Source organism: Planococcus sp. PAMC 21323, assembly GCF_000785555.1.
Lineage (GTDB): Bacteria > Bacillota > Bacilli > Bacillales_A > Planococcaceae > Planococcus.
This window is the reverse complement of sequence record NZ_CP009129.1, coordinates 3,073,559-3,096,707: the sequence shown is the minus strand read 5'-3', so window position 1 is coordinate 3,096,707 and position 23,149 is coordinate 3,073,559. Positions and strand designations below refer to the sequence as shown.

The following is a 23,149-nucleotide window of genomic DNA, read 5'->3' as shown; positions in this document are numbered from 1 at the left end:
CGTGGTTAGAACATCGTATTGTTGAAAAATTTTGATACAATATAAAAATAGGATGCTACTATAAAGTAAGTATCTGATTTTTATTGAATAAAATGTTGCGAACATCTTTTTTAGCGTTAATAAAATAGCTAAAATAAAGATTCCGCAGTAAAATAAAGAAAGTAATAAAGAAAGTTGGTGCAAGTGTGGGGAGAACTATTGCGATCGCCAATCAAAAGGGCGGCGTAGGAAAAACAACGTCTTCAGTGAACTTAAGTGCCTGCCTTGCTTATTTAGGCAAAAAAGTTCTATTAATAGATATCGATCCTCAAGGAAATGCGACGAGTGGAGTAGGCGTCAACAAAGGGGACGTCGAAAAATGTATTTATGAAGTTTTAATCGACGACATTGCTGTAAAAGATACCATAATGGAAACAAAAGTAGAAAATTTGCATGTAGTGCCTGCAACTATTTCTTTAGCTGGAGCTGAAATCGAGTTAGTTTCAACAATATCAAGAGAAGCTCGCTTAAAAAATGCATTAGCAGAAGTCAAAGATATGTACGATTACATAATCATTGATTGTCCGCCATCATTAGGGTTACTGACTTTAAATTCATTGACAGCTTCTGATGCCATTATTATTCCAGTACAATGTGAATATTATGCATTAGAGGGACTAAGCCAACTATTAAGTACGATTCGTTTAGTGCAAAAACACTTAAACCACGATTTAATGATTGACGGTGTTTTGCTGACGATGCTAGACGCACGTACAAATTTAGGCGTGCAAGTAATTGAAGAAGTGAAAAAGTATTTTCAAGATAAGGTATATAAAACGATTATTCCAAGAAACGTAAGATTAAGCGAAGCACCGAGTCATGGAGAGCCAATTATTATTTATGATCCGAAATCCAGAGGCGCAGAAGTGTATTTAGAATTGGCAAAGGAAGTGATTGGTAATGGCTAAAGGATTAGGAAAAGGTATTAATGCCTTGTTTCCAGGAGAAACAATTAGTGATACTGACAAAGTAAATCAAATCAATGTTGGCGAAATCCAAGCCAATCCATATCAACCACGAAAAATATTTGATCAAGTAGCTTTAGAGGAATTGGCAGAGTCTATTAAGGAACATGGAATCTTGCAGCCAATTGTCGTTAGAAAAGCAGGCGAAAAGTATGAAATAGTGGTTGGAGAACGTCGTTTCCGTGCAGCAAAATTAGTGAAGTTGAAAAAAGTTCCAGCAATCGTAAAAGAATTATCAGATCAACAAATGATGGAACTTGCTATATTAGAAAACCTTCAACGTGAAGATTTAACGCCGATTGAAGAAGCAGAAGCCTATCAGAAATTAATGGAAGCGTTGAACTTAACTCAAGAACAATTAGCTTTTCGTTTAGGGAAAAGTCGTCCACATATTGCAAATCACATCCGACTTTTAGCATTACCAGAAGCTGTCCGCAAACTTATTTCTGACAAGGAATTGTCGATGGGGCACGGGCGTACTTTACTTGGCTTAAGAAGCAAAAAACTTATTCCGGAAACTGCTGAAAAAGTAGTGAAAGAAAGTCTGAATGTGCGTCAATTGGAAAATTTAGTGCAACGTTTAAATGAGAATGTTCCACGTGAAACACTAGAGAAAAAGAAAGATATTTTTATAGAAGAAAAACAATCAGAATTACGAGATCGTTTCGGTACAAAAGTACAAATTAAGAAAAACAAGAACAAAGGGAAAATAGAAATCGAGTTTTTCTCAGAAGATGATTTAGAACGAATTTTAGAATTATTAAGCTGATAAGTGCCTATTTCCCAAAACAGGGGAATAGGTTCTGTTTTTGATAAGTGTAAAACTGAGTAATGCTCTCAAAAAGAGGGAGAAGAGGACCTTGCTGTAAGTAGGCAAGATAAAGGGGGAGAAATGTAATGGTTCTCTTAGGTACATTGATAAATGCTGTTTTAATTATAGTGGGAACCATACTTGGAAGAGCTCTTCGTAATATTTCTGAAAAAATGAAAGAAACGGTTATGTATGTAATCGGCTTATCGGTAATTGTGCTAGGGCTAGATATGGGGTTAGGAAGTCAAAATTTTGTGATTGTTATTATCAGTTTAGTGCTAGGTACAGTCATTGGCGAGTGGGCAAATCTAGAAGGAAAGTTAAATGACTTTGGTCACTGGATTGAACGTATGCTTGGAACAAAAGAAAGTAAAGGTAGCTTAGCTCAAGGTTTTGTAACTGCGACCTTAATATTTGTCATCGGTGCGATGGGTATTATCGGAGCAATGGAAAGTGGTCTTAGTAACGAGCATGGCGTCTTGATCTCTAAAGGGATTATTGATGGATTTACTTCTATAATTTTAGCGTCTACACTTGGGTTTGGTGTAATGCTAGCAGCGATTCCTGTATTTGTTTATCAAGGATTGATTGCGTTATTTGCGACTCAAATCAGCATATTAATCCCAGCTGAAGCGTTGGAGATGTTTATTTTAGAAATGAGCGCAACCGGTGGCATCATGATCGTTGCAATCGGGTTGAATTTGATGGGGATAACGAAAATTAGAGTGGCTAATTTATTGCCAGGAATAGTAGTTGTAGGGATAGTTGTCTCGGTTATATATAACTTTAATTTGATGTAAAGACCAGGAAGGTGAAAGAGTGAATGTTGAAAAAATAATGCAACGCATTTTAACGATTCTGTCAGATGAAGCCATGTGGGTAGGTTTGTTCGTTGTGTTTTTGAAAGTGATTTTGATTACAGTAGCTGCAATTGTGTTGGTAAAAGTATTGCGCATGCTGATACGTAAAACTTTTTCTGTCCGCATTAGAGGTCCGCTTGTTTACAATGAGCGAAGACAGCAAACTTTATCGAAATTATTATCCAATGTCGTAGCCTATGTCGTTTACTTTATAGCAGTTGTTTCTATATTGGCGACTTTTACAATCGACATTACAGGGCTTATTGCAGGTGCAGGGGTTTTAGGCTTAGCAGTAGGGTTCGGTGCACAAAATTTGGTGCGCGATGTCATTACAGGCTTTTTTATTATTTTTGAAGATCAGTTTTCTGTAGGGGATTATGTGCGTATTGCAGCTGCTGAAGGAACTGTTGAAGAAATTGGATTGCGAACAACAAAGGTGAAGGCGTGGACCGGTGAATTGTTTATTTTTCCGAATGGCAATATTCAGGATGTCGTGAATTTTTCAGTTCATAATTCGATTGCTGTTGTGGACATTAATATTTCATATGAGTCGGATATTAAACGCGTCGAAGAATTAATTATGGTATTTCTAGGGGGCTTGCAGGAGCGATACGAACAAATTATCAAACCGGCAGAATTACTAGGCGTACAAAACTTAACGACGACTGAAGTGGTTATGCGAATTACAGCGGAAACCATGCCGATGCAGCATTTTGCTGTAGCACGAGAGATACGCCGTGATTTAAAAGATTTCTTGGATCAACGAGGAGTCGAAGTTCCATATCCACGTATGGTGATGGTTCAGCGGTCTCCTGGAGAATCTAATATAACCAAAAATGCTAAAAATGAATAAAAAGGAGAAAAATTCATGGAAATGAAGGATTTTGGGCTGAATGACATAGTGGAAATGAAAAAAGGTCATCCTTGCGGAGCAAATGCATGGAAAATTATCCGCATGGGAGCAGACGTCCGAATAAAATGCGAAGGTTGTCAACATAGTGTAATGCTACCTCGTATGGAATTTAATAAAAAGATGAAAAAGATTTTAGTGAAAGCCGAAAGAGAATGAAAAATGGACAATTTCATGTTTCGTTCTTATAATGGAATGGTTGTGTAAAAAATAATTCGTTTTATATAGAGGAAAGGTTGTGCATCCTATGGCATTAACTGCAGGGATTGTAGGATTACCAAACGTGGGGAAATCCACATTATTTAATGCAATAACTAAAGCGGGTGCAGAAGCGGCAAACTACCCGTTCTGTACAATAGATCCAAACGTTGGAATTGTTGAAGTTCCAGATGAGCGTCTTGATAAATTGACAGAATTAGTGGAACCGAAAAAAACCGTTCCGACTGCTTTTGAATTTACGGACATTGCTGGAATTGTAGAAGGCGCGAGTAAAGGCGAAGGATTAGGAAATAAATTCTTGTCTCATATTCGTGAAGTTGACGCAATTTGCCAAGTGGTTCGTTGTTTCGCTGATGACAACATTACGCATGTAACGGGTAAAGTAGATCCGATTTCTGATATTGAAGTTATTAACTTAGAGTTAATTTTAGCTGATATGGAAAGTATCGAAAAACGCATTGCGCGTGCAGCGAAATTAGTAAAGCAAAAAGATAAAGACGCTGTTGCAGAAGAGCCAGTACTAATGAAATTGCGTGAAGCCTTTGAAAATGGTCAATTGGCACGTTCAATTGAATTTACAGAAGATGAATTGAAGATTGCAAAAGGCTTGAACTTATTGACGATCAAACCAATGCTTTACGTAGCAAACGTTGCTGAAGATGAAATTGCAGATGCAGACAACAACGAATACGTTCAAACGGTTCGTGATTTCGCTGCGAAAGACAATGCAGACGTTATCGTCATCTGTGCGAAAATCGAAGAAGAAATGGCTGAACTAGAAGACGAGGAAAAAGCAATGTTCCTTGAAGAACTAGGGATTAAAGAGTCTGGATTAGACTTATTGGTTAAAGCTTCGTACAGCTTGCTTGGACTAGCAACATACTTCACAGCGGGCGTTCAAGAAGTACGTGCATGGACATTTAAAAAAGGCATGAAAGCACCACAATGTGCCGGCGTTATTCACTCTGACTTTGAACGCGGATTTATCCGTGCTGAAACAGTTGCCTACGATGATTTGGTCGAAATTGGATCAATGGCAGCAGCAAAAGAAGCAGGAAAAGTACGTCAAGAAGGTAAAGAATACATCGTCAAAGACGGCGACGTAATGCTATTTAGATTTAACGTCTAAAAGCGGAAACGACCGTTATGCACTATTGAATGAAAGATCACAAAACTAAAAAAAACCGGATGCCTTACCGCATCCGGTTTTTGCATGGAGGAATTGAGAATGTTGTTATTTGTATACGGAACGCTAAAACAAGGCGGGAAGTATCACTGTTACTTGGAAGAAGCTGAATTAGTGGAAGAACGGGCAATGGCAAAAGGATCTTTATATGACACTGAAATGGGCTATCCAGCAATGGTTTTAGCTAGTGAAGGTCAAGTTGAAGGAGAAATATATAATGTTCCCGAAGTATTATGGCCAGCTCTAGATTATTTGGAAGACTACTCAGGAAATCCTGAAATAGATTTATACGATAAGAAGAAAATTCAAGTAAAAGTTGACGGCAAAGTTGTCGAAACACTTGCGTATCTTGCAAAAGATAAAAATTTATTGAAAACACCAATCCCGACAGGAAAATGGGAAGTAAGCTATTCAGCGGTATAAAAAGCACCGAAATTAATCAGTGCTTTCATGATCAGGATAGTGATCATAAACATGAAGACGCGGCAGCGAAGGATCATCGAGGATCCATGCCGCGTTTTTTTCTTTGCGCAATTCTTTATACATAACAAAGTCGCCAAAAGCACCTGCGGTCAGCATAGCTCCTAAAAAAACGAGGACTTGGCTATCGACCCAAAACCCTAACACGGTAGGGATAAAAGCGGTTGTCCAAAAAGGTAATAGGAGCGCTTTGCGCATGGCGGGGTTTTGTACAGGTTTATTGGTAGTGGCATAGGCGATACCAAGTTTCAAGTTTACACCGTAATTCAATGAAGAAATCGGCACTTTTCCGAATATCACAAAGCCTATTAAATGAAACAGTTCATGTAAAACGATTAGCAAAAGATAGCCGGTGAAAAACAAAGAAATGCCAATTAAAGAAAAGCCAAACGCTAGCGGCTCGTTAAAAAAATGATAAAGAGCAGCGAATGCAACGAGTAAAGCAGCATTAAACCAAAGCGCTTGAGGTGCTATTTTCTCCATTTCTAATTCAATGATTCGAGAGGGGCTCATCACTTCACGTCCTTTGAGATCTATGATAGAAAGTATAGCTGATTTGAAAGTTGAAAACATGCTTGCTAGTGCACTGTTATTGTGATACAATACTGTGATGTGAGTAATATTTATGAATTGCTTGCTCCTTGCCCGCTGGATACAGCAGGGCCCAAGTCCATGAGGAGGTGACAACACGATGAGAGAATATGAATTAATGTATATCATTCAGCCTGCAATTGAAGAGGAAGCGAAGAAAACTCTAGTAGAGCGTTTCAACGACATCCTTACTTCTAACGGAGCTGAAATCATCGAGTCGAAAGAGTGGGGTAAACGTCGTTTAGCTTATGAAATCAACGACTTACGTGAAGGTTTCTACCAGATCGTAAAAGTAAACGCTGGTTCTGAAGCTATCAACGAATACACACGTCTTGCGAACATTAACGAAGACATTATTCGTCATATCGCTGTACGCAAAGACGCGTAAACAGGATACCGACACTGAAATTTTTTTGACTTGAAGGAGGTTGAATTCTGATGATTAACCGAGTTGTTTTAGTCGGAAGACTGACAAAAGATCCAGACCTTCGTTACACACCAAGCGGCGCGGCAGTTGCTCGTTTTACACTTGCTGTAAACCGGACATTCTCAAACGCTCAAGGTGAACGCGAAGCTGATTTCATTAATTGTACCGTTTGGCGCAAACAAGCTGAAAATACAGCGAATTTCCTGAAAAAAGGAAGCTTAGCTGGTGTTGAAGGCCGTATCCAAACAGGTAGCTACGAGGGACAAGACGGGAAACGCGTCTATACAACAGAAGTAGTGGCAGATAGTGTTCAATTTCTTGAGCCAAAAAATGCTAATGCTAATACGGACCGTTCACAAGGACAGCAGCCTTCGTATCAACAGAACCAATCACCGAGCCCAAGTCAGCAAAACCATACTCGTGTAGATGAAGATCCATTCTCAAGTGGTAGCGGCCCGATAGAAGTATCGGATGACGATTTACCGTTCTAAGATGGACCAAAACTAACGATTAATCATTAAGTAAAGGAGGTAATTCGATATGGCACCACGTCGCGGAGGAAAAAAACGGAAAAAGGTTTGTTACTTCACTTCCAACAACATCACGCACATTGACTATAAAGATACTGATCTTTTGAAGAAATTTATTTCTGAAAGAGGGAAAATCTTGCCACGTCGTGTTACAGGCACTAGCGCTAAATGGCAACGTAAGTTGACAATCGCTATTAAACGCTCACGTATCATGGCACTTCTACCGTTTGTTGCGGAAGAAAGATAATTAAGATTCCAAAAAGACCGGGAAACCGGTCTTTTTTTTATGCGTTAAAACAAGGAAATATGTTGAAAAATGATAGCGGAAGTCATAATTTTAACATCACTCTTGTTTTACAACAGTTACCGTCTTATTGAGGACAGCTCTTTTTGTTCCAGTTCTTGAATCATGGTACAATTACAAGGATGAAATATACCCGAAAGAAGGGGAAATACAGTCATATGCAAAATCAACAAACGCGACAACTTACAAACGGTGCGATGATGGCCACGGTATTTACCGTGCTGCTAGCCATTTCAGTTTACGTACCTGTTTTAAGTATAGTAAGTACGTTAGTTTTGGCATTGCCAATTGCTTGGTACAGTGCGAAATATCCTTGGAAAGCTTCTGCGCTTTTCGCAGCAGTCTGCCTGATACTAGCTTTTATCATTGGTGGCCTTTTTTCATTACCGTTAGCCTTAATCCACGTACCGCTAGGGTTGGTAATCGGTATTTCGATTTATTATAAGAAGAGTAAATTATTTATGTTCATGGGTGCGAGTTTAGTCCTGCTGATGTCATTAATGGTTCAATATATGGCTTCAATTTTACTGTTTGGCATCAATGTGTTAGAAGAGTTTTCTGCAAGCTTTGATCAATCTTATGAACAAACGGGTGTCATGATGGAAAAGCTAGGAGCTTCTGAAGCTTCTATAGCAGATTATAATGAACTGGTTTCGCAATTGCAGTTTTCATTTGAAACCTTATTGCCCGTGTTACTCGTATTAGGCGTTTTTGCAGTTGTGTGGGTGTTATTACTGATTCTCCTGCCAATCTTGAAACGCTTTGGGATTATGGCTCCTAAGTTTCCACCTTTTCGGAACATGAAATTGCCGAAATCTGTTTTATGGTATTATTTAATCGTGTTGCTTGTTTCGTTATTATCAGAGTTTGAACCTGGTACAATGGCGTACATGATTTTCATCAATGCCACCGTGTTGCTCCAATTCCTCTTGTTTTTGCAGGGTGTTTCTTTTTACCACTACTACATTCACCAAGAAGGCTGGCCAAAGTGGGTGACAGTGCTAGTTACTGTATTGGCATTTCCTTTGCAGTCATTCACGAGTATTGTCGGAATCGTAGATCTTGGATTTGATATCCGTGGTTGGGTCAAACGAGCACACGAGTTTAAAGGAAAATAAGGAGCTGAAGAATAATGTCGGCTTTTTTCAGAAAACGAAAACTTCGATATCCACTTATCGCACTCCTAGCTCTTGGCATGGCCGCAGCGATTTTGATTTCGCTTTGGTCTGAATGGGCCGCTGGTATTTTTACACTGCTTTTTGTGTTGGCTTTTACAGCCACTTGGGTGACCGAAAAAAGAGTTTATGAGGCTACTGAAAAGCATATAGAAACATTATCGTACCGAATGAAGAAAGTCGGGGAAGAAGCTTTGCTCGAAATGCCGATTGGTATTTTGTTAGTCAATGAACAGTATGACATCGAATGGGCAAATCCTTATATGACTTCGACACTTGAATACGATACATTAATCGGAGAATCTCTCTTTACTTTATCTGAGGACTTTCATCCGCTTGTGAAATCGGATGAAAAAGAGCTGACAATCGCGTTTGGCGATCGGAAATACCGTGTCTATTATAAGGCGGACGACCGCTTGTTTTATCTTTTTGATATTACAGAACAAGTGGAAATTGAGTCGCTTTATTATGCCGATCGTACGGTTATCGGAATTTTATTCATTGATAATTACGATGAACTTGCACAAGGTATGGACGATCAAACACGTAGCAAAGTCAATAGTTTAGTTACTTCATTGGTCAATCAATGGGGATCAGATCATGGGATTTTTGTGAAGCGTATTTCTTCTGAACGATTTATGGCTGTCTTTAATGAATCGATTTTAAAAGAGCTTGAATCATCGAAATTTGCTATTTTGGATGATATTCGTGAAGTTACATCTAAAGATAATCTAGCACTGACCCTTAGTATCGGCGTTGGAGCAGGTTCTGCTTCATTAGTTGAATTAGGTGGACTCGCTCAATCTGGCTTGGACTTAGTGCTAGGACGTGGTGGCGATCAAGTTGCCATCAAGCACCCAAGTGGAAAAGTGAAGTTTTATGGCGGCAAGACCAACCCCGTTGAAAAACGGACACGTGTCAGGGCGCGCGTTATCTCACATGCGCTACGTGATTTAATCCAAGAAAGTGATCAAGTGTTTATCATGGGTCACAAAATGCCAGATATGGATTCAATCGGTGCCGCAGTCGGTGTAGCTAAAATGGCAGCCATGAACAAAGTCAAAGGACGCATCATTATTGACTTTGACGCATACGATCGCAGCGTTATGCGCTTAATGGAAGAAATTGAAGGCGAACCGGAATTGTTTTCACAGTTTATAACCCCTGAAGAGGCGTTAGCTGAAATGACCGAGAATTCACTTCTTGTTGTAGTCGATACGCATAAACCGTCAATGGTTATTGATGAACGCGTATTGCAAAGGATGGAACGAGTTGTATTAATCGACCATCATCGTAGAGGTGAGGAATTCATTACCAATACAATGCTCGTTTACATGGAACCTTATGCTTCATCGACCGCGGAATTGGTAACTGAATTGATCGAATATCAACCAAAGCATGAGAAATTGTCGATGTTAGAAGCAACAGCGATGCTAGCTGGTATTATCGTAGATACGAAAAGCTTTACGTTAAGAACAGGTGCCCGCACCTTTGAAGCCGCTTCTTATTTGCGTTCAAATGGAGCTGATACAGTACTCGTTCAACGTATACTAAAAGAAGACTTAGAAACCTATGTAGAACGTGCTAAAATTGTTCAAACTGTAGAATTTGTTGGTGATGGTATCGCGATTGCAAAAGGGGAAACAGATCGTGTTTACAGCCCTGTGCTGATTGCGCAAACAGCAGATATTTTATTAACGATGAAAGATGTTAATGCGTCTTTTGTTGTGGCTGAGCGAGCAGAAGGCGGCATTGGAATTAGTGCCCGTTCACTTGGTGAAGTCAACGTTCAAATAGTTATGGAAAACCTCGGCGGTGGTGGTCATTTAACAAATGCGGCTACCCAAATGCCAAATTCAACAATAGAACAAGCCGTTGAACAATTAAAAGCGGTGATTTTGGAAGATACTGAAGGAGGAACAAACGAATGAAAGTAATATTCTTAAAAGACGTAAAAGGCAAAGGCAAAAAAGGTGAAATTAAAAACGTAGCAGATGGTTACGCACATAACTTCCTACTGAAAAACAATTGGGCGATTGAAGCTAACCAAGCAACAATTAGTAAGTTGGACGGACAAAAGAAAAAAGAGCAAAAAGAAGCTGACTTAGAGCGTCAAGAAGCGGAACAATTGAAAGAAACACTAGAAAGCTTAACAATCGAATTGACCGCTAAATCGGGTGAAGGCGGACGTATTTTCGGATCAATAACAACAAAACAAGTAGCGACAGCTCTTGAGAAGAAAAATGGCATCAAATTAGACAAACGTAAAATGGAGTTAGATGATGCTATCCGTGCGCTTGGCTATACGAATATTCCTGTGAAATTGCATCAGGATGTAACTGCTACACTTCGAGTTCATGTTACTGAAGAAGCGTAAGGTGAGACACCGATGAACGAAATGATAGATCGTGTCCCCCCGCACAACCATGAAGCCGAGCAATCGGTGATTGGTGCCATCTTTTTAGAACCACCGTCCCTGATTACGGTTGCTGAAATCGTCATGGCGGAAGATTTTTACCGCATTGCCCATCAAAAGATTTTCCAGACGATGCTGAATTTATCAGATCAAGGAAAAGCGATTGATGTTGTGACTGTGACAGAAGAGCTTTCTGTCAAAAAAGAATTAGAAGATGTCGGCGGTTTATCTTATTTAACGGAAATTGCTAATGCTGTACCAACAGCTGCTAACGTTGCGCATTATGCACATATTGTTGAAGAAAAAGCCTTGCTTCGTCGATTAATCCGTGTAGCGACAACGATTGTAGAAGACGGCTTTACACGTGAAGATGAAGTAGAAGCCTTGCTTTCTGAAGCAGAAAAGAAAATGATGGAAGTATCAAGCCGGAAAAAGGCCGGTGACTTTACCCACATCAAAGATGTTCTGGTCAAGACCTATGACAATATCGAATTGTTGCATACCCGTAAAGGAGACGTCACAGGTATTCCTACAGGCTTCCGAGACCTTGATAAGGTCACAGCAGGGTTTCAACGAAACGACTTGATTATCGTAGCTGCACGGCCTTCTGTTGGTAAGACCGCTTTCGCTTTGAACGTCGCACAAAACGTAGCGACGAAAACAGACGAAAATGTCGCCATCTTTAGTTTGGAGATGGGTGCGGAACAGCTCGTCATGCGTATGCTTTGTGCAGAAGGTAATATTGATGCACAAGTGCTTCGTACAGGTGCACTTCAAAATGAAGATTGGCGCAAGTTGACGATGGCGATGGGGAGTTTATCCAATGCCGGAATCTTTATCGATGATACGCCAGGTATTCGGGTAAATGACATTCGTGCAAAATGTCGTCGTTTGAAACAAGAGTACGGACTCGGCATGATCATGATTGATTATCTTCAATTGATCCAGGGACCCGGAAAATCCGGCGAAAACCGTCAACAAGAAGTTTCGGACATTTCCCGTTCATTAAAAGGTTTGGCTCGTGAACTTGAAGTACCCGTTATCGCCTTGTCTCAGTTGTCTCGTGGAGTAGAGCAGCGACAAGATAAACGACCAATGATGTCGGATTTACGTGAATCTGGAAGTATTGAGCAAGATGCCGATATTGTGTCATTCTTGTATCGTGAGGATTATTACGACAAAGAAACAGAAGATCAAAATATGATTGAAATTATCATCGCGAAGCAACGTAACGGTCCAACAGGTACTGTTAAACTAGCGTTTGTGAAAGAATATAATAAATTCGTAACCATCGATTGGAGTCAACATGAATCGGGCGGAGATTTTTAAACACGAACATTAAATGTGGTAACACATTTATATGTTCGTGTTTTCTTCTGTTTTGTATTGACGGTATTTGTTTTGCTTGGTATAATAAAAGCTGTTTGAGATAGGGCATATGCCTAACGGAGGTGCGGAATTATGACGTCAGTCGTAGTAGTAGGAACGCAATGGGGAGACGAAGGAAAAGGGAAAATCACTGATTTTCTATCAGAACATGCAGAAGTAATTGCACGTTACCAAGGCGGTAATAACGCTGGACACACCATCATTTTCGGTGGAGAAACGTATAAATTACATTTGATTCCTTCAGGAATTTTTTATAAAGATAAAACATCAGTAATCGGAAACGGAATGGTTGTCGATCCAAAAGCGCTTGTTAAAGAGTTAAAAGGTCTTCATGAGCGTGGCGTCACAACTGAAAACTTGCGCATTTCAAACCGCGCACATGTTTTATTGCCGTACCATATTAAACAAGATGAAGTAGAAGAAGCACGACGCGGAGCAAACAAAATTGGAACAACAGGTAAAGGCATCGGACCTGCTTATATGGACAAAGCAGCACGTGTCGGAATTCGTATGGCGGATTTATTGGACCATGTTGTGTTCGAAGAAAAACTGCGCATGAACTTAATCGAGAAAAACCGTCTGTTCGAGAAGTTTTATGAAACAGAAGGATTTACTGTAGAAGAAATTATGGAAGAATATTATGCATATGGTCAAGAAATCGCTAAATATGTAACAGATACATCAAAAGTATTAAATGATGCAATTGATGATGGACGTCGCGTATTGTTTGAAGGCGCTCAAGGCGTAATGCTTGATATCGACCAAGGAACATATCCTTTTGTTACATCTTCTAACCCAGTAGCGGGCGGAGTAACAATTGGTGCTGGAGTTGGCCCAACGACAATTCAACACGTTATCGGAGTATGTAAAGCGTACACGTCACGTGTAGGTGATGGACCATTCCCAACAGAATTGTTTGATGAAGTAGGTCAACAAATCCGTGAAGTTGGGAAAGAATATGGGACAACTACAGGACGTCCACGCCGCATCGGCTGGTTTGACAGCGTCGTTGTTCGTCATGCAAGACGTGTAAGTGGTTTAACAGATTTAACGGTTAACTCGATTGATGTATTAACAGGTCTTGAAACAGTTAAGATTTGTACAGCTTACCGTTACAAAGGTGAATTGATCACAGAATACCCTGCAAACTTGCGTATGTTAGATGAGTGCGAGCCTGTTTATGAAGAGCTTCCAGGCTGGTCTGAAGACGTAACAAACTGCAAATCATTAGATGAGTTGCCAGAAACTGCACGTCATTACTTAGAGCGTATTGCACAATTGACGGGCGTACAAATTTCAATTTTCTCTGTCGGTCCTGACCGCAACCAAACAAACATCGTTACAAGTGTTTGGAGATAGTTTTTACATTATGATAGCTTATGATACGAGATCAAGCAGTCGCCTATGGGCGGCTGCTTTTTACTTTTGTAGATTAAGATTAGGTTTTGAGCTCCTTTGGCAAAGCGACACGTAGCCACTGATAGGTGCGAAAAGCCTTGAACAATGATAAAGTATAGGGTAGTAAAGAACGAACAATGATAAGCAAAAAGGGTATAGATGGGAAGAAAAAGGGGAGAAAAATGATGAGTAAAACAATTTTAGTTGTAGACGATGAGAAACCGATTGCGGATATTTTGCAATTTAACTTAAAAAAAGAAGGCTTTAATGTAGTTTGCGCATATGACGGGGATGAGGCGATTAAAATTGCAGGAGAAATCCAGCCTGATTTAATGCTATTGGATATTATGTTGCCGAACCGTGACGGGATGGAAGTTTGTCGTGAAATCCGCAAAAAATTCGATTTCCCAATTATTATGTTAACGGCAAAAGACTCTGAAATTGATAAAGTTTTAGGCCTAGAATTAGGGGCTGATGACTATGTCACAAAGCCATTTTCAACGCGCGAATTAATCGCACGGGTGAAGGCCAATTTGCGACGACAAAATGTAGCGCCTGCTGAAGAAGAAGGACAAAATTCTAATGATATTCAAGTAGGTGTTTTAACGATTCAACCGGATGCTTACCTTGTTTTAAAACGTGAAGAAACAATCGAATTGACTCACCGTGAATTTGAATTGCTTCACTATCTTGGCAAGCATATTGGACAGGTCATGACCCGCGAGCATTTATTGCAAACGGTATGGGGCTATGATTATTTTGGGGATGTTCGTACAGTCGATGTTACAGTGCGACGTTTGCGTGAAAAAATCGAAGATAACCCAAGTCATCCTGCATGGATTGTGACACGTCGCGGTGTAGGGTATTATTTGCGAAATCCTGAACAGGAGTAGTTAAATGTCAAAAGTAAATTTTTTAAAGTCGATACATGTGAAATTTGTGCTAATTTATATTTTGTTGATTTTGCTGGCTATGCAGATTATTGGGTTGTATTTCGCTCAGCAGCTTGAAGAAACATTGAAAGGGAACTTTATAAGTTCCATCGAAGACCGTATGGAAATCATCGAATTTAGTGTACGTGAAGAAATGATCAAAGAACGTACAGATGAAAATTCAACACTAGAGCAAACATTGCGGACCGTATTATATGGTTTTCAGTCAGATGATATTAATGAAATACGGGTAGTGGATACGCGGTACAGCATTCTTGCATCGTCTGTTATCGAAAATCAAATATTAGTTGGGCAACGCTCAACTAATGATTTAGTTCGGCAATCTATCATTGGAGAAATCGATTTAGAACAAACTTATGTCGATAAAGAAAGTGAAGAGCGAATTTGGGTGCGTACCTTGCCAATTGTTGCAACAGGTGGCACCTTGCTCGGAACTTTATATGTAGAAGCTGAAATTGAAAATGTATATGACCAAATGGATGATATCAACTCGATCCTTGCCGTAGGTACGACCATTTCCTTGGTTATTACTGCGATTTTAGGGATTTTGGTTGCTCAAACCATTTCACGTCCGATTGCCGATATGCGAAGACAAGCACAAGCAATGGCGAAAGGAAACTTTTCACGCAAGGTAAGGGTTTATAGTGACGATGAAATTGGTCAGCTGGCTCGAGCCTTTAACCATTTAACAAATCGATTACAGGAATCTCAACAATCGACAGAAAGTGAACGCCGTAAATTGGCATCTGTTCTTTCTAATATGACAGATGGAGTATTATCAACTGATAGACGAGGACGCATTATCTTGATTAATGACCCTGCGCTTCAATTGCTTAATGTTTCACGTGAAACGGTTATTAATCGACCAGTGACAAGCGTATTAGGTCTTGAAGAAGAATATACTTTCGAAGATTTGATTGATATGAAAGATTCTGTCACGCTAGATTTGAGTTCGTATGAACAAAGCACATTATTACGAACAACTTTTTCTGTGATCCAAAAAGAAACGGGATTTGTTAATGGATTAATTGCGGTATTGCATGACAATACGGAGCAAGAGAAAATTGATATTGAACGTCGTGAGTTTGTTGCCAACGTATCACATGAATTGCGGACACCTTTGACAACGATGCGCAGTTATTTAGAGGCTTTAGCTGATGGGGCATGGCAAGATCCAGACTTAGCGCCAAACTTTTTAAATGTAACGCAAACGGAAACAGAACGAATGATTCGACTGGTAAATGATTTACTGAAATTATCAAAAATGGATTCGAGTGAAACCGAATTGAGTAAAGAAATGGTCGAATTTAACGTCTTTTTCAATCGCATCATTGATCGTTTTGAGATGTCGAAGTCGCATAAAGTGAATTTTAAACGTCAATTGCCTAAAGAACAGTATTTTGTGGAAATTGATCCGGATAAATTGACTCAAGTAATTGATAATATTATTTCGAATGCATTGAAGTATTCTCCAGAAGGCGGAAAAGTTCGCTTTAATATGACAGTAGAAGAAGGTTTCCTACTGATTCAGATTAGTGATGAAGGAATGGGAATTCCAAAAGAAAATGTTGATCGAATTTTTGATCGTTTTTATCGCGTAGATCGTGCAAGATCACGTGAAATGGGCGGTACGGGACTAGGCTTAGCTATTTCCAAAGAAATGATCAATGCTCATGGAGGCGTTATTTGGGCTGAGAGTAAGTTGGGTAAAGGAACAAGTATTTTCTTTACACTGCCATTCGAAGAAGACGACGGGGGTGAGTGGGATTGAAGTATGTAGAACATATTAAGTCAATTGCTTTGTTTTTACTCATCCTACTCAGTCTTGCATTAACCTTCACGATTTGGACTTTCACTCCTACTCATGAAATTATTGAACCAACGACTACGGTCGATGCACCAATTTCAAAACCTAAAAACACAGAAGAAATCGTTCGACCTGTAAAACTATTATTTCATCACACCGAAGATGTGACAGGTACAAGCGATCAAAATAATATTGGTTTGTTAATTGAATCTGTGAAGAATTGGCAAATTAGCAACATTAGAATGGTGCAGGATGAAGCTACACCTGCAACGATCAAGTCTTATATGCATAGCTCAAATAGAGCGCTTGTTTATTATCCTGGATTAGTGCCATTGCCTGTCTTTGGTTCAATTAATAATATTATTGATACAACAATTCCAGAATCTTCATTTGATCGGTTAATTGTTGAGTGGGATGCGCCAGCTAATGACCGTCCCGCATTATACTTTATTAATACTTTGTCTGGCAGAATCTATAAAGCAGATCTACGAGTAGAAGATCTATATCAATTTAAAACAGAAATAGTAGATCAAGCGAAAGACTTTGAAACTTATGTAACAGATGAAGCGATTGGAACCTTACCAATTTACGTTCAAAAAGATAGAATCGAAAAATCGAGCATCGGTTTTCTATTAGAAGGCATTTCGACTTCGAATTTTGCGGACGCCTTGTTAAATAGTCCGGAATTAGTATTCTCAGCGGATTTAAAAACTCAAGAGTATACAGATGAATCGGGCGCATTAATGAGAGAAAATCCGAATGCAAAAAGCATAAGTTATATCCAGCCAAAAGCAGAAACAAGAGACCCTGCCATTCCTTCAGATTTACTATTCGATTCACTTAACTACATTAATGCACATGGTGGGTGGACGGATCAGTATTTCTACACAGGAATGAATTCTGTCAATCAGCAAATCGAGTATCAATTATACGTAGCTGATTTACCGGTGTTCAGTAACTCTACAACAACCACCTTAGAGATCAAGTGGGGGATAGATGACGGAATCGAACAAGTTTATAGCTATATTCGACCTGCGTATCAATTAGATTCTGAAGCAGAAAACAGAGTAGTCGTGTTGGACTCAGGTGAAAATGTATTAAAAGCTCTTGGAAAATTAGACGATGAAGAACGATCCAATATCACAGATATCACGCCTGCTTATCACTTAACGAGAAGTGAAGATGATTTTATCATTACATTTGAGCCGACTTGGTACGTTAAAACAAATGGTATTTGGACGGAATTGCCATCTGAATTGACAGGAGGGCGAGAAGTTGGATTGGAATAAAACCAAGACCATTTTTATCATTGTCTTTTCAATTTTAAATGTTTTTTTGTATTCCTTGTATCTAAACCGTTATACAGAAGCGAAAAATGTAGAAGTTCTTTCAGAATCCTCAGTAGATGAAAAGTTACAAGCTGATAAAATTAGCTATTCAAACCTTCTTGAAAACGTTGAAGGAATGCCTTATATTCGTGGAGAAACGAAAATCTTTACTGCAAAAGAGGCACCCAAAGATAACGTTCAAGTCAATATTCAAGAAGGTAAAAAACTTCAAGTTTCTTATGAAAAAGCCTTAGCACCTGTTGGAGAACCAGGAAGTGCGAAAGCGTTGAATACCTTTATGGAACAAAACGTATATGAAGGCACTTCTTATGAGTTATGGGAAATTGATAAAGAGTTAAACAAAGCTACTTATTTCCAAAAGCTGGCGGGCGAACTTCTTTATTTTAGTGACGATGGAAAAGTAACGGTTTATTGGGATAAAGAAGGGGATATTGTTCGTTATGAACAAACAATGTTTACCAATATTATCGAAAATGAAGAACCGAAAAGCTTAGTCACAGCCGTAACTGCGATTCATACGCTTTACCAAAAAAACAAGCTAGAATACGGCTCTAAAATTGTGAACACGGAGCTTGGGTATTCAGTACACGTACAAGTATCAAAAGACCGTCAAATGTTTGTCCCAACTTGGCATGTTCAAGCAGAACTTTCAGATGGTACTCGCCAAGATTATTTTGTGAATGCTGTAAAAGACGGAGTTATTGAATTGAACAAACCACCAGAAGAAGTAGAGTAAGGAGATTTTCACTATGCAATTCAGTGTATTAGCCAGCGGTTCAAGCGGCAATGCCACATATATCGAAAACGGGGAGCATTCTTTTTTAGTCGATGCGGGACTTAGTGGCCGTAAGATGGAAGAATTGTTTGCTGCAATCGGTAAAAAAATGAGCGATTTAGATGGCATTTTGGTTACGCATGAGCATAGCGACCATATTAAAGGCTTGGGTATTGTCGCGCGTAAACATAAAGTACCGATTTACGCCAATGCGAAAACATGGACTGCTATGGATGGGTTAATCGGAGCGGTTCCTGTAGAGCAACGTTTTCATTTTGATATGGACACGGTAAAGACTTTTGGTTCGATGGATATTGAATCGTTCGCGGTGTCACACGATGCAGCAGATCCAATGTTTTATGTGTTTCATGCAAATGGCCGAAAGCTGTCGTTAATTACAGATACAGGCTATGTGAGCGACCGGATGAAAGGTGTTATTCAAGCGTCTGATTCATACGTGTTTGAAAGTAATCACGATGTAGGAATGCTGCAGATGGGCCGTTATCCATGGTCGATCAAGCGCCGGATTTTGAGTGATGTGGGTCACGTGTCTAATGAAGATGCGGCAGTAGCGATGAGTGAAGTGATTGCTGAAAAACCGACGCGTATTTATCTTTCGCATTTGAGTAAAGATAATAATATGAAGGATTTAGCGCGTATGAGTGTCGAGCAAACCTTGCAGTCAAAAGGGATTATCACAGGTGAATACGTGAATCTGTTTGATACGGATGCTAATATACCGACTAAATTAATCGTTGTGTAAGAGAAAAGCTGTTCAAAGGTCATGAAAATGACTTTTGGATGGCTTTTTTATTTGTAATAAAAGAAGAAAGCGCTCCAGGCGGACGCTTTCCAGGGGGGCCGGCTTCAGCCGCTTCCTTCGCTTTGCTCAGTCCAGGGTCTTCAGCTCGTCCTGATCCCCTAGGAGTCGCCGCCTTCCGCTCTTTCTTCTGAGTGTGTTGAATTATTCTTTTTGTTGATACTAGAGGAAAGTTAAATATACAAAGTTTTTCCGACTTGCTTTGGTCACGCAAAATTTTTAAACTAAAATGATAAAGGTCTTATAAATGATTCAAGCGGGGTAAACAGATAAAGAAGAAGAGGAAGGATGAGTGCGGTGGGTTATTACAATCAAACTCCGAACGGTAGGCAAAGACCTAGTCGTTTAGGTGCGTTTGCTGCAGGATTAGGTGGAGTTGTAGTAGGTGCATTACTGGTTTGGGTATTGTTTTATACATTACCAGAAATGAGACCAGATAGTGCGACTAGTACTACGCAAATTGAAGAGCAAGAGACGAAGGCAGGTTCTGAAACGATCTCGGTTAATATTACGACAGATGTTACGAAAGCAGTTGATATAGCGGCTGATGCCGTTGTAGGCGTCAGTAATTTGCAAGCAAATGGAGATTTTTGGTCCCAATCGTCTCAACAAGAGCAAGCTGTTGGAACAGGATCTGGTGTCATTTATAAAAACGAAAATGGCACGGCCTATGTCGTTACCAACCATCATGTGATTGATGGAGCTAGCGGTATTGAAGTGACCTTGTCGGACGGTTCGAAAGTTCAAGCCGAGCTAGTAGGAAGCGATATTTGGACGGATTTGGCTGTACTCGAAATGGATGGAGCTAAAGTGCAAGCTGTTGCTCAATTTGGGGATTCAGATGCGTTAAAGCAAGGAGAAACAGTAATTGCAATCGGCAATCCATTAGGTCTCGATTTTTCAGGTTCAGTGACGACAGGAGTGGTTTCTGGTAAAGATCGAGCGGTCCCAGTGGATTTAAATGGCGATGGCCAAGAAGATTGGCAGGCAGAAGTGTTGCAGACAGACGCAGCGATCAATCCGGGGAATAGTGGCGGAGCATTGGTCAATTTAGCGGGGCAATTGATCGGTATTAATTCGATGAAAATCGCGACTTCACAAGTAGAAGGTATTGGGTTTTCAATTCCCATTAACTCCGCGATTCCGGTGATCGAGTCGATTGAACAAAATGGTGAGATGATTCGACCAGCGATGGGTGTTACCTTGATGGATCTGATTCAAGTGCCTCAAGCTTCTCGTCAAGATACGTTAAACCTTCCTGAAGACCTTATGAAGGGTGTTGTCGTTAATTCAGTGATAGATGGCTCAGCTGCAGCTAAAGCAGGTATGGAGCAGTTTGATGTGATTATCGAGATGGATGGGATTGCAATAGATGATATTATTCAGTTGCGAAAGCATCTATACAATGAAAAGAAAATCGGTGATGAACTGACGGTTAAAGCTTACCGAGATGGTGAGTTGATGGAGTTTAAACTAAAGCTTGTTGACAATTCAGCTCTATAAAATAAAAAATCCGCATAGAGGGTTCTATGCGGACTCAGACTGTAGACAAACTCGGTTTATTCGAGTGGTCTACAGTTTTTTTGCACCCTGAATTTGTTTATTTTAAGGAATAGCCACCGTCTACGACTATTTCCGCACCGTTTATATAAGATGCTTTGTCTGAAGCTAAAAATAAAACAACTTCTGCAATCTCACTGGTTTTCCCGTAACTTCCTCTAGGATGTCCTTTAGATTGTTTTTCATAATTCTCTTTTCCACCATATGCGTTAATGGATAAGTCAGTTTCTGTAGGGCCAGGAGATATGCAATTGACGCGGATACCTAAGTTAGCAAAGCGAAGTGCTGTGCTTTGGGTCATCGCCACAACTGCTGCTTTTGTTCCACTATAAGCGGGTAGCATCGGATTAACTTTGTCGTTTCCAAGAATCGCGGCATTATTAATAATGACTCCACTACGCTTCTTACTCATCACAAGTAAAGAATATTTCATGTAAGCGAAGATAGCTGTTTGATTGACAGCGATCAAGTAATTCCAGTCATCCAACTTTACTCGAGACAAAGGCCCCATTCCTGTAGAAAGAATACCCGCATTGTTGAACAAAATATCAACATGATGTTCGTCAGCTTCAAGTGTTTTAAAAAAGCTTTCGATTTCTTCCACGTTTTCGTTATGAACTTGGTAAAAATGAGCGTTTCCGTTGCAGTCGCTCTCTACTTGAGAGCCTTTGTCGCAATTTCTTCCGGTAAAATGAACAGTAGCCCCTTCTTTACAAAAGAAATAGACGACTTCCTTACCGATTCCGTCGGTTCCACCATTAACAATTACTACTTTGTTTTCGAACATCATAAGATCTCCTCCAAATGTAATAATAAAGTGATAGATATGTGAAATCAGTATATAACATTCGTATAGGCAAAGGAAATCTGAGTAGGGTCACTTCAGGTGGGTGCTTATCGCAAAGTCAATACCTATTGTCTTGAACTAATACTATTCAAATATCAAAATCTACAATGAAGAGAAGAAGAAGGAACACTCGAAAACATAGAAATAGTATGTGGATAACTTTTCATCTGTAAATTTATTGTTAACAATCCACAAGAGGACAAAAGCTCCGCTATCCGGAACTCTTTTGGTCTGTTAAAATAGGGTGTGGATAAAGCTAGATGAAATGTGTATAACTATGTGGAATATTCGGAAATCGAAAGAGGTGGAATAAATGGAGATAAAATGCTGTAAAACCCATGTAGAACATGCGTTAGACGTATTCGTAGCAGAGACTAAAAACTATCCTATTCTAACGGAATTATCAGATACAGAAAAGTTATCCACAACCTGCAACTATTGTAAAGAGGCTGCAACGTATCTTGTGGCGAATACCTAACCGAACACAAGATGTTGATTCGCCTTGTGAGTATGTGTATAACTTTTGTGCATAACTTGTTTGTAAATTTAATGTAAAGGGGGATAAGTTGTGAATATCTCAATTATCAGTGTAGGAAAATTGAAAGAAAAATACTTGAAATCTGGAATTGAAGAGTACACAAAACGATTAGGAAGCTATTCAAAAATTAACGAAATTGAAGTTGCAGACGAAAAAGCACCAGAGCAATTAAGCGATGCGGACATGGAAATTGTCAAAAAGAAAGAAGCCGATCGAATTATGGCGAAAATTTCCGCTGACGCGTATGTCATTGCATTAGCCATTGACGGGAAAATGAAAACTTCAGAGCAGCTAGCAAAAGACATCGAATCGTTAATGACCTATGGCCGCAGCAAAATTGTTTTCGTCATTGGCGGATCACTTGGCTTACACGATGATGTATTAAAGCGAGCAGATGAAAAATTATCGTTTTCAAAAATGACGTTTCCTCATCAGCTGATGAAGTTGATTTTGGTGGAGCAGGTTTACCGAGCGTTTCGGATTATGAAGGGTGAACCTTATCATAAGTAAATGGGGTTTATATTATTACCAAACGCTAAGAACAATTCAGTTATTGAAAACCATCAAAAGGAAATAAAGTTTTGGCTATTTGAATCTGCTAAATGCGGGTCTAAATTTCGTTATTTTGTTTGAATACATGGATGATAAGGTTATGGCGGCACTTATTAAAACCACGCAATCATCGAACGGACCGAGGTGGTTTTCCTTTCTCTTTTTTTAAAAAGCTATATAATGATAGAAGATGAATTTTAGCTGAAATTTTCTCTTAAGGCGTTTTTATCGATTGCGTTAAGAGAAAT

At 39.5% G+C, this 23,149-nt stretch carries 25 protein-coding genes; 23 read left to right on the top strand and 2 right to left on the bottom strand.

Annotated elements, in window-relative coordinates; translation table 11 throughout:
- Positions 1-185 precede the first annotated feature (185 nt).
- The 7 genes from PLANO_RS15200 (at position 186) to PLANO_RS15170 (ending at position 5,413) form a co-directional block, all read left to right on the top strand.
- Positions 186-947: a ParA family protein gene (locus tag PLANO_RS15200; RefSeq protein WP_038705259.1), complete on the top strand. Its 762-nt coding sequence runs from the start codon at positions 186-188 to the stop codon at positions 945-947.
- A complete protein-coding gene (locus PLANO_RS15195) occupies positions 940-1,773 on the top strand; it encodes a ParB/RepB/Spo0J family partition protein (RefSeq protein ID WP_038705258.1) in 834 nt (277 codons plus the stop codon). Before PLANO_RS15200 ends, PLANO_RS15195 begins: the two co-directional genes overlap by 8 nt.
- Positions 1,774-1,901: 128 nt before the next feature.
- Positions 1,902-2,615, top strand: a complete 714-nt coding sequence (locus tag PLANO_RS15190; RefSeq protein WP_038705257.1) for a DUF554 domain-containing protein — start codon at positions 1,902-1,904, stop codon at positions 2,613-2,615.
- Positions 2,616-2,634: 19 nt separating this feature from the next.
- A complete protein-coding gene (locus PLANO_RS15185) occupies positions 2,635-3,528 on the top strand; it encodes a mechanosensitive ion channel family protein (RefSeq protein WP_038705256.1) in 894 nt (297 codons plus the stop codon).
- 15 nt (positions 3,529-3,543) lie between these two features.
- On the top strand, positions 3,544-3,744 hold the full coding sequence (locus PLANO_RS15180) for a DUF951 domain-containing protein (protein WP_038705255.1): 201 nt from the start codon (positions 3,544-3,546) through the stop codon (positions 3,742-3,744).
- A gap of 88 nt (positions 3,745-3,832) precedes the next feature.
- Positions 3,833-4,933 (top strand): redox-regulated ATPase YchF, encoded by a 1,101-nt coding sequence (gene ychF / locus PLANO_RS15175; RefSeq protein WP_038705499.1) that lies wholly within the window; start codon positions 3,833-3,835, stop codon positions 4,931-4,933.
- Positions 4,934-5,032: 99 nt separating this feature from the next.
- The gene (locus PLANO_RS15170; RefSeq protein ID WP_038705254.1) at positions 5,033-5,413 is read left to right on the top strand and encodes a gamma-glutamylcyclotransferase family protein; all 381 of its coding nucleotides are present in this window, start codon (positions 5,033-5,035) and stop codon (positions 5,411-5,413) included.
- Between the two features lie 12 nt (positions 5,414-5,425).
- On the opposite strand, the gene PLANO_RS15165 is transcribed toward PLANO_RS15170, so the two are convergent.
- Positions 5,426-5,983 carry a DUF3267 domain-containing protein gene (locus PLANO_RS15165; RefSeq protein WP_052124347.1) on the bottom strand — a complete coding sequence of 186 codons (558 nt, stop codon included), beginning with the start codon at positions 5,981-5,983 and terminating at the stop codon, positions 5,426-5,428.
- A gap of 178 nt (positions 5,984-6,161) precedes the next feature.
- Between PLANO_RS15165 and rpsF the strand changes: the two genes are divergently transcribed.
- The 14 genes from rpsF (at position 6,162) to PLANO_RS15095 (ending at position 20,907) form a co-directional block, all read left to right on the top strand.
- Positions 6,162-6,449: a 30S ribosomal protein S6 gene (gene rpsF / locus PLANO_RS15160; protein ID WP_038705253.1), complete on the top strand. Its 288-nt coding sequence runs from the start codon at positions 6,162-6,164 to the stop codon at positions 6,447-6,449.
- A 50-nt stretch (positions 6,450-6,499) separates the two neighbouring features.
- Positions 6,500-6,979 (top strand): single-stranded DNA-binding protein, encoded by a 480-nt coding sequence (gene ssb / locus PLANO_RS15155; RefSeq protein ID WP_038705252.1) that lies wholly within the window; start codon positions 6,500-6,502, stop codon positions 6,977-6,979.
- A gap of 49 nt (positions 6,980-7,028) precedes the next feature.
- Positions 7,029-7,265: a 30S ribosomal protein S18 gene (gene rpsR / locus PLANO_RS15150; RefSeq protein ID WP_006830564.1), complete on the top strand. Its 237-nt coding sequence runs from the start codon at positions 7,029-7,031 to the stop codon at positions 7,263-7,265.
- Between the two features lie 215 nt (positions 7,266-7,480).
- Complete coding sequence (locus PLANO_RS15145; RefSeq protein ID WP_038705251.1) at positions 7,481-8,440, top strand: YybS family protein; 960 nt, start codon at positions 7,481-7,483, stop codon at positions 8,438-8,440.
- Positions 8,441-8,454: 14 nt separating this feature from the next.
- Entirely contained in the window at positions 8,455-10,428 is a 1,974-nt protein-coding gene (locus PLANO_RS15140; protein WP_038705250.1) for a DHH family phosphoesterase, read from the top strand.
- Positions 10,425-10,874: a 50S ribosomal protein L9 gene (gene rplI / locus PLANO_RS15135; RefSeq protein WP_038705249.1), complete on the top strand. Its 450-nt coding sequence runs from the start codon at positions 10,425-10,427 to the stop codon at positions 10,872-10,874. The genes PLANO_RS15140 and rplI overlap by 4 nt, the downstream gene beginning before the upstream one ends.
- Before the next feature lie 12 nt (positions 10,875-10,886).
- Entirely contained in the window at positions 10,887-12,242 is a 1,356-nt protein-coding gene (gene dnaB, locus PLANO_RS15130; protein WP_038705248.1) for a replicative DNA helicase, read from the top strand.
- A 132-nt stretch (positions 12,243-12,374) separates the two neighbouring features.
- The gene (locus PLANO_RS15125) at positions 12,375-13,661 is read left to right on the top strand and encodes an adenylosuccinate synthase (RefSeq protein WP_038705247.1); all 1,287 of its coding nucleotides are present in this window, start codon (positions 12,375-12,377) and stop codon (positions 13,659-13,661) included.
- 224 nt (positions 13,662-13,885) lie between these two features.
- The gene (gene yycF / locus PLANO_RS15120; protein WP_038705497.1) at positions 13,886-14,593 is read left to right on the top strand and encodes a response regulator YycF; all 708 of its coding nucleotides are present in this window, start codon (positions 13,886-13,888) and stop codon (positions 14,591-14,593) included.
- 4 nt (positions 14,594-14,597) lie between these two features.
- On the top strand, positions 14,598-16,424 hold the full coding sequence (gene walK / locus PLANO_RS15115) for a cell wall metabolism sensor histidine kinase WalK (protein ID WP_038705246.1): 1,827 nt from the start codon (positions 14,598-14,600) through the stop codon (positions 16,422-16,424).
- Positions 16,415-17,749, top strand: a complete 1,335-nt coding sequence (locus PLANO_RS15110) for a YycH family regulatory protein (protein ID WP_231554738.1) — start codon at positions 16,415-16,417, stop codon at positions 17,747-17,749. Before walK ends, PLANO_RS15110 begins: the two co-directional genes overlap by 10 nt.
- Positions 17,736-18,545 (top strand): two-component system regulatory protein YycI, encoded by an 810-nt coding sequence (locus tag PLANO_RS15105; protein ID WP_038705244.1) that lies wholly within the window; start codon positions 17,736-17,738, stop codon positions 18,543-18,545. Before PLANO_RS15110 ends, PLANO_RS15105 begins: the two co-directional genes overlap by 14 nt.
- Before the next feature lie 13 nt (positions 18,546-18,558).
- On the top strand, positions 18,559-19,347 hold the full coding sequence (locus PLANO_RS15100) for an MBL fold metallo-hydrolase (RefSeq protein WP_038705243.1): 789 nt from the start codon (positions 18,559-18,561) through the stop codon (positions 19,345-19,347).
- A gap of 354 nt (positions 19,348-19,701) precedes the next feature.
- On the top strand, positions 19,702-20,907 hold the full coding sequence (locus PLANO_RS15095) for a S1C family serine protease (RefSeq protein ID WP_038705496.1): 1,206 nt from the start codon (positions 19,702-19,704) through the stop codon (positions 20,905-20,907).
- A 97-nt stretch (positions 20,908-21,004) separates the two neighbouring features.
- Here PLANO_RS15095 and PLANO_RS15090 read toward each other — a convergent pair whose 3' ends face one another.
- Positions 21,005-21,754 (bottom strand): SDR family NAD(P)-dependent oxidoreductase, encoded by a 750-nt coding sequence (locus PLANO_RS15090; protein ID WP_038705242.1) that lies wholly within the window; start codon positions 21,752-21,754, stop codon positions 21,005-21,007.
- Positions 21,755-22,124: 370 nt separating this feature from the next.
- Between PLANO_RS15090 and PLANO_RS15920 the strand changes: the two genes are divergently transcribed.
- Together PLANO_RS15920 and rlmH are read left to right on the top strand one after the other, a co-directional pair.
- The gene (locus PLANO_RS15920; RefSeq protein WP_038705241.1) at positions 22,125-22,289 is read left to right on the top strand and encodes a CxxH/CxxC protein; all 165 of its coding nucleotides are present in this window, start codon (positions 22,125-22,127) and stop codon (positions 22,287-22,289) included.
- 90 nt (positions 22,290-22,379) lie between these two features.
- Entirely contained in the window at positions 22,380-22,859 is a 480-nt protein-coding gene (rlmH, locus tag PLANO_RS15080) for a 23S rRNA (pseudouridine(1915)-N(3))-methyltransferase RlmH (protein ID WP_038705240.1), read from the top strand.
- Positions 22,860-23,149 lie beyond the last annotated feature (290 nt).

Excerpts from the sequence above, each read along its gene's own strand:
- PLANO_RS15100 (WP_038705243.1), top strand. The coding sequence starts at position 18,559 with ATGCAATTCAGTGTATTAGCCAGCGGTTCAAGCGGCAATGCCACATAT.
- yycF (WP_038705497.1), top strand. The coding sequence starts at position 13,886 with ATGAGTAAAACAATTTTAGTTGTAGACGATGAGAAACCGATTGCGGAT.
- PLANO_RS15180 (WP_038705255.1), top strand. The coding sequence starts at position 3,544 with ATGGAAATGAAGGATTTTGGGCTGAATGACATAGTGGAAATGAAAAAA.
- walK (WP_038705246.1), top strand. The coding sequence starts at position 14,598 with ATGTCAAAAGTAAATTTTTTAAAGTCGATACATGTGAAATTTGTGCTA.
- dnaB (WP_038705248.1), top strand. The coding sequence starts at position 10,887 with ATGAACGAAATGATAGATCGTGTCCCCCCGCACAACCATGAAGCCGAG.
- ssb (WP_038705252.1), top strand. The coding sequence starts at position 6,500 with ATGATTAACCGAGTTGTTTTAGTCGGAAGACTGACAAAAGATCCAGAC.
- PLANO_RS15145 (WP_038705251.1), top strand. The coding sequence starts at position 7,481 with ATGCAAAATCAACAAACGCGACAACTTACAAACGGTGCGATGATGGCC.
- PLANO_RS15920 (WP_038705241.1), top strand. The coding sequence starts at position 22,125 with ATGGAGATAAAATGCTGTAAAACCCATGTAGAACATGCGTTAGACGTA.
- rpsF (WP_038705253.1), top strand. The coding sequence starts at position 6,162 with ATGAGAGAATATGAATTAATGTATATCATTCAGCCTGCAATTGAAGAG.
- PLANO_RS15195 (WP_038705258.1), top strand. The coding sequence starts at position 940 with ATGGCTAAAGGATTAGGAAAAGGTATTAATGCCTTGTTTCCAGGAGAA.
- PLANO_RS15170 (WP_038705254.1), top strand. The coding sequence starts at position 5,033 with ATGTTGTTATTTGTATACGGAACGCTAAAACAAGGCGGGAAGTATCAC.
- rpsR (WP_006830564.1), top strand. The coding sequence starts at position 7,029 with ATGGCACCACGTCGCGGAGGAAAAAAACGGAAAAAGGTTTGTTACTTC.
- ychF (WP_038705499.1), top strand. The coding sequence starts at position 3,833 with ATGGCATTAACTGCAGGGATTGTAGGATTACCAAACGTGGGGAAATCC.
- PLANO_RS15140 (WP_038705250.1), top strand. The coding sequence starts at position 8,455 with ATGTCGGCTTTTTTCAGAAAACGAAAACTTCGATATCCACTTATCGCA.
- PLANO_RS15190 (WP_038705257.1), top strand. The coding sequence starts at position 1,902 with ATGGTTCTCTTAGGTACATTGATAAATGCTGTTTTAATTATAGTGGGA.
- rplI (WP_038705249.1), top strand. The coding sequence starts at position 10,425 with ATGAAAGTAATATTCTTAAAAGACGTAAAAGGCAAAGGCAAAAAAGGT.
- PLANO_RS15090 (WP_038705242.1), bottom strand. The coding sequence starts at position 21,754 with ATGATGTTCGAAAACAAAGTAGTAATTGTTAATGGTGGAACCGACGGA.
- PLANO_RS15165 (WP_052124347.1), bottom strand. The coding sequence starts at position 5,983 with ATGAGCCCCTCTCGAATCATTGAATTAGAAATGGAGAAAATAGCACCT.
- PLANO_RS15125 (WP_038705247.1), top strand. The coding sequence starts at position 12,375 with ATGACGTCAGTCGTAGTAGTAGGAACGCAATGGGGAGACGAAGGAAAA.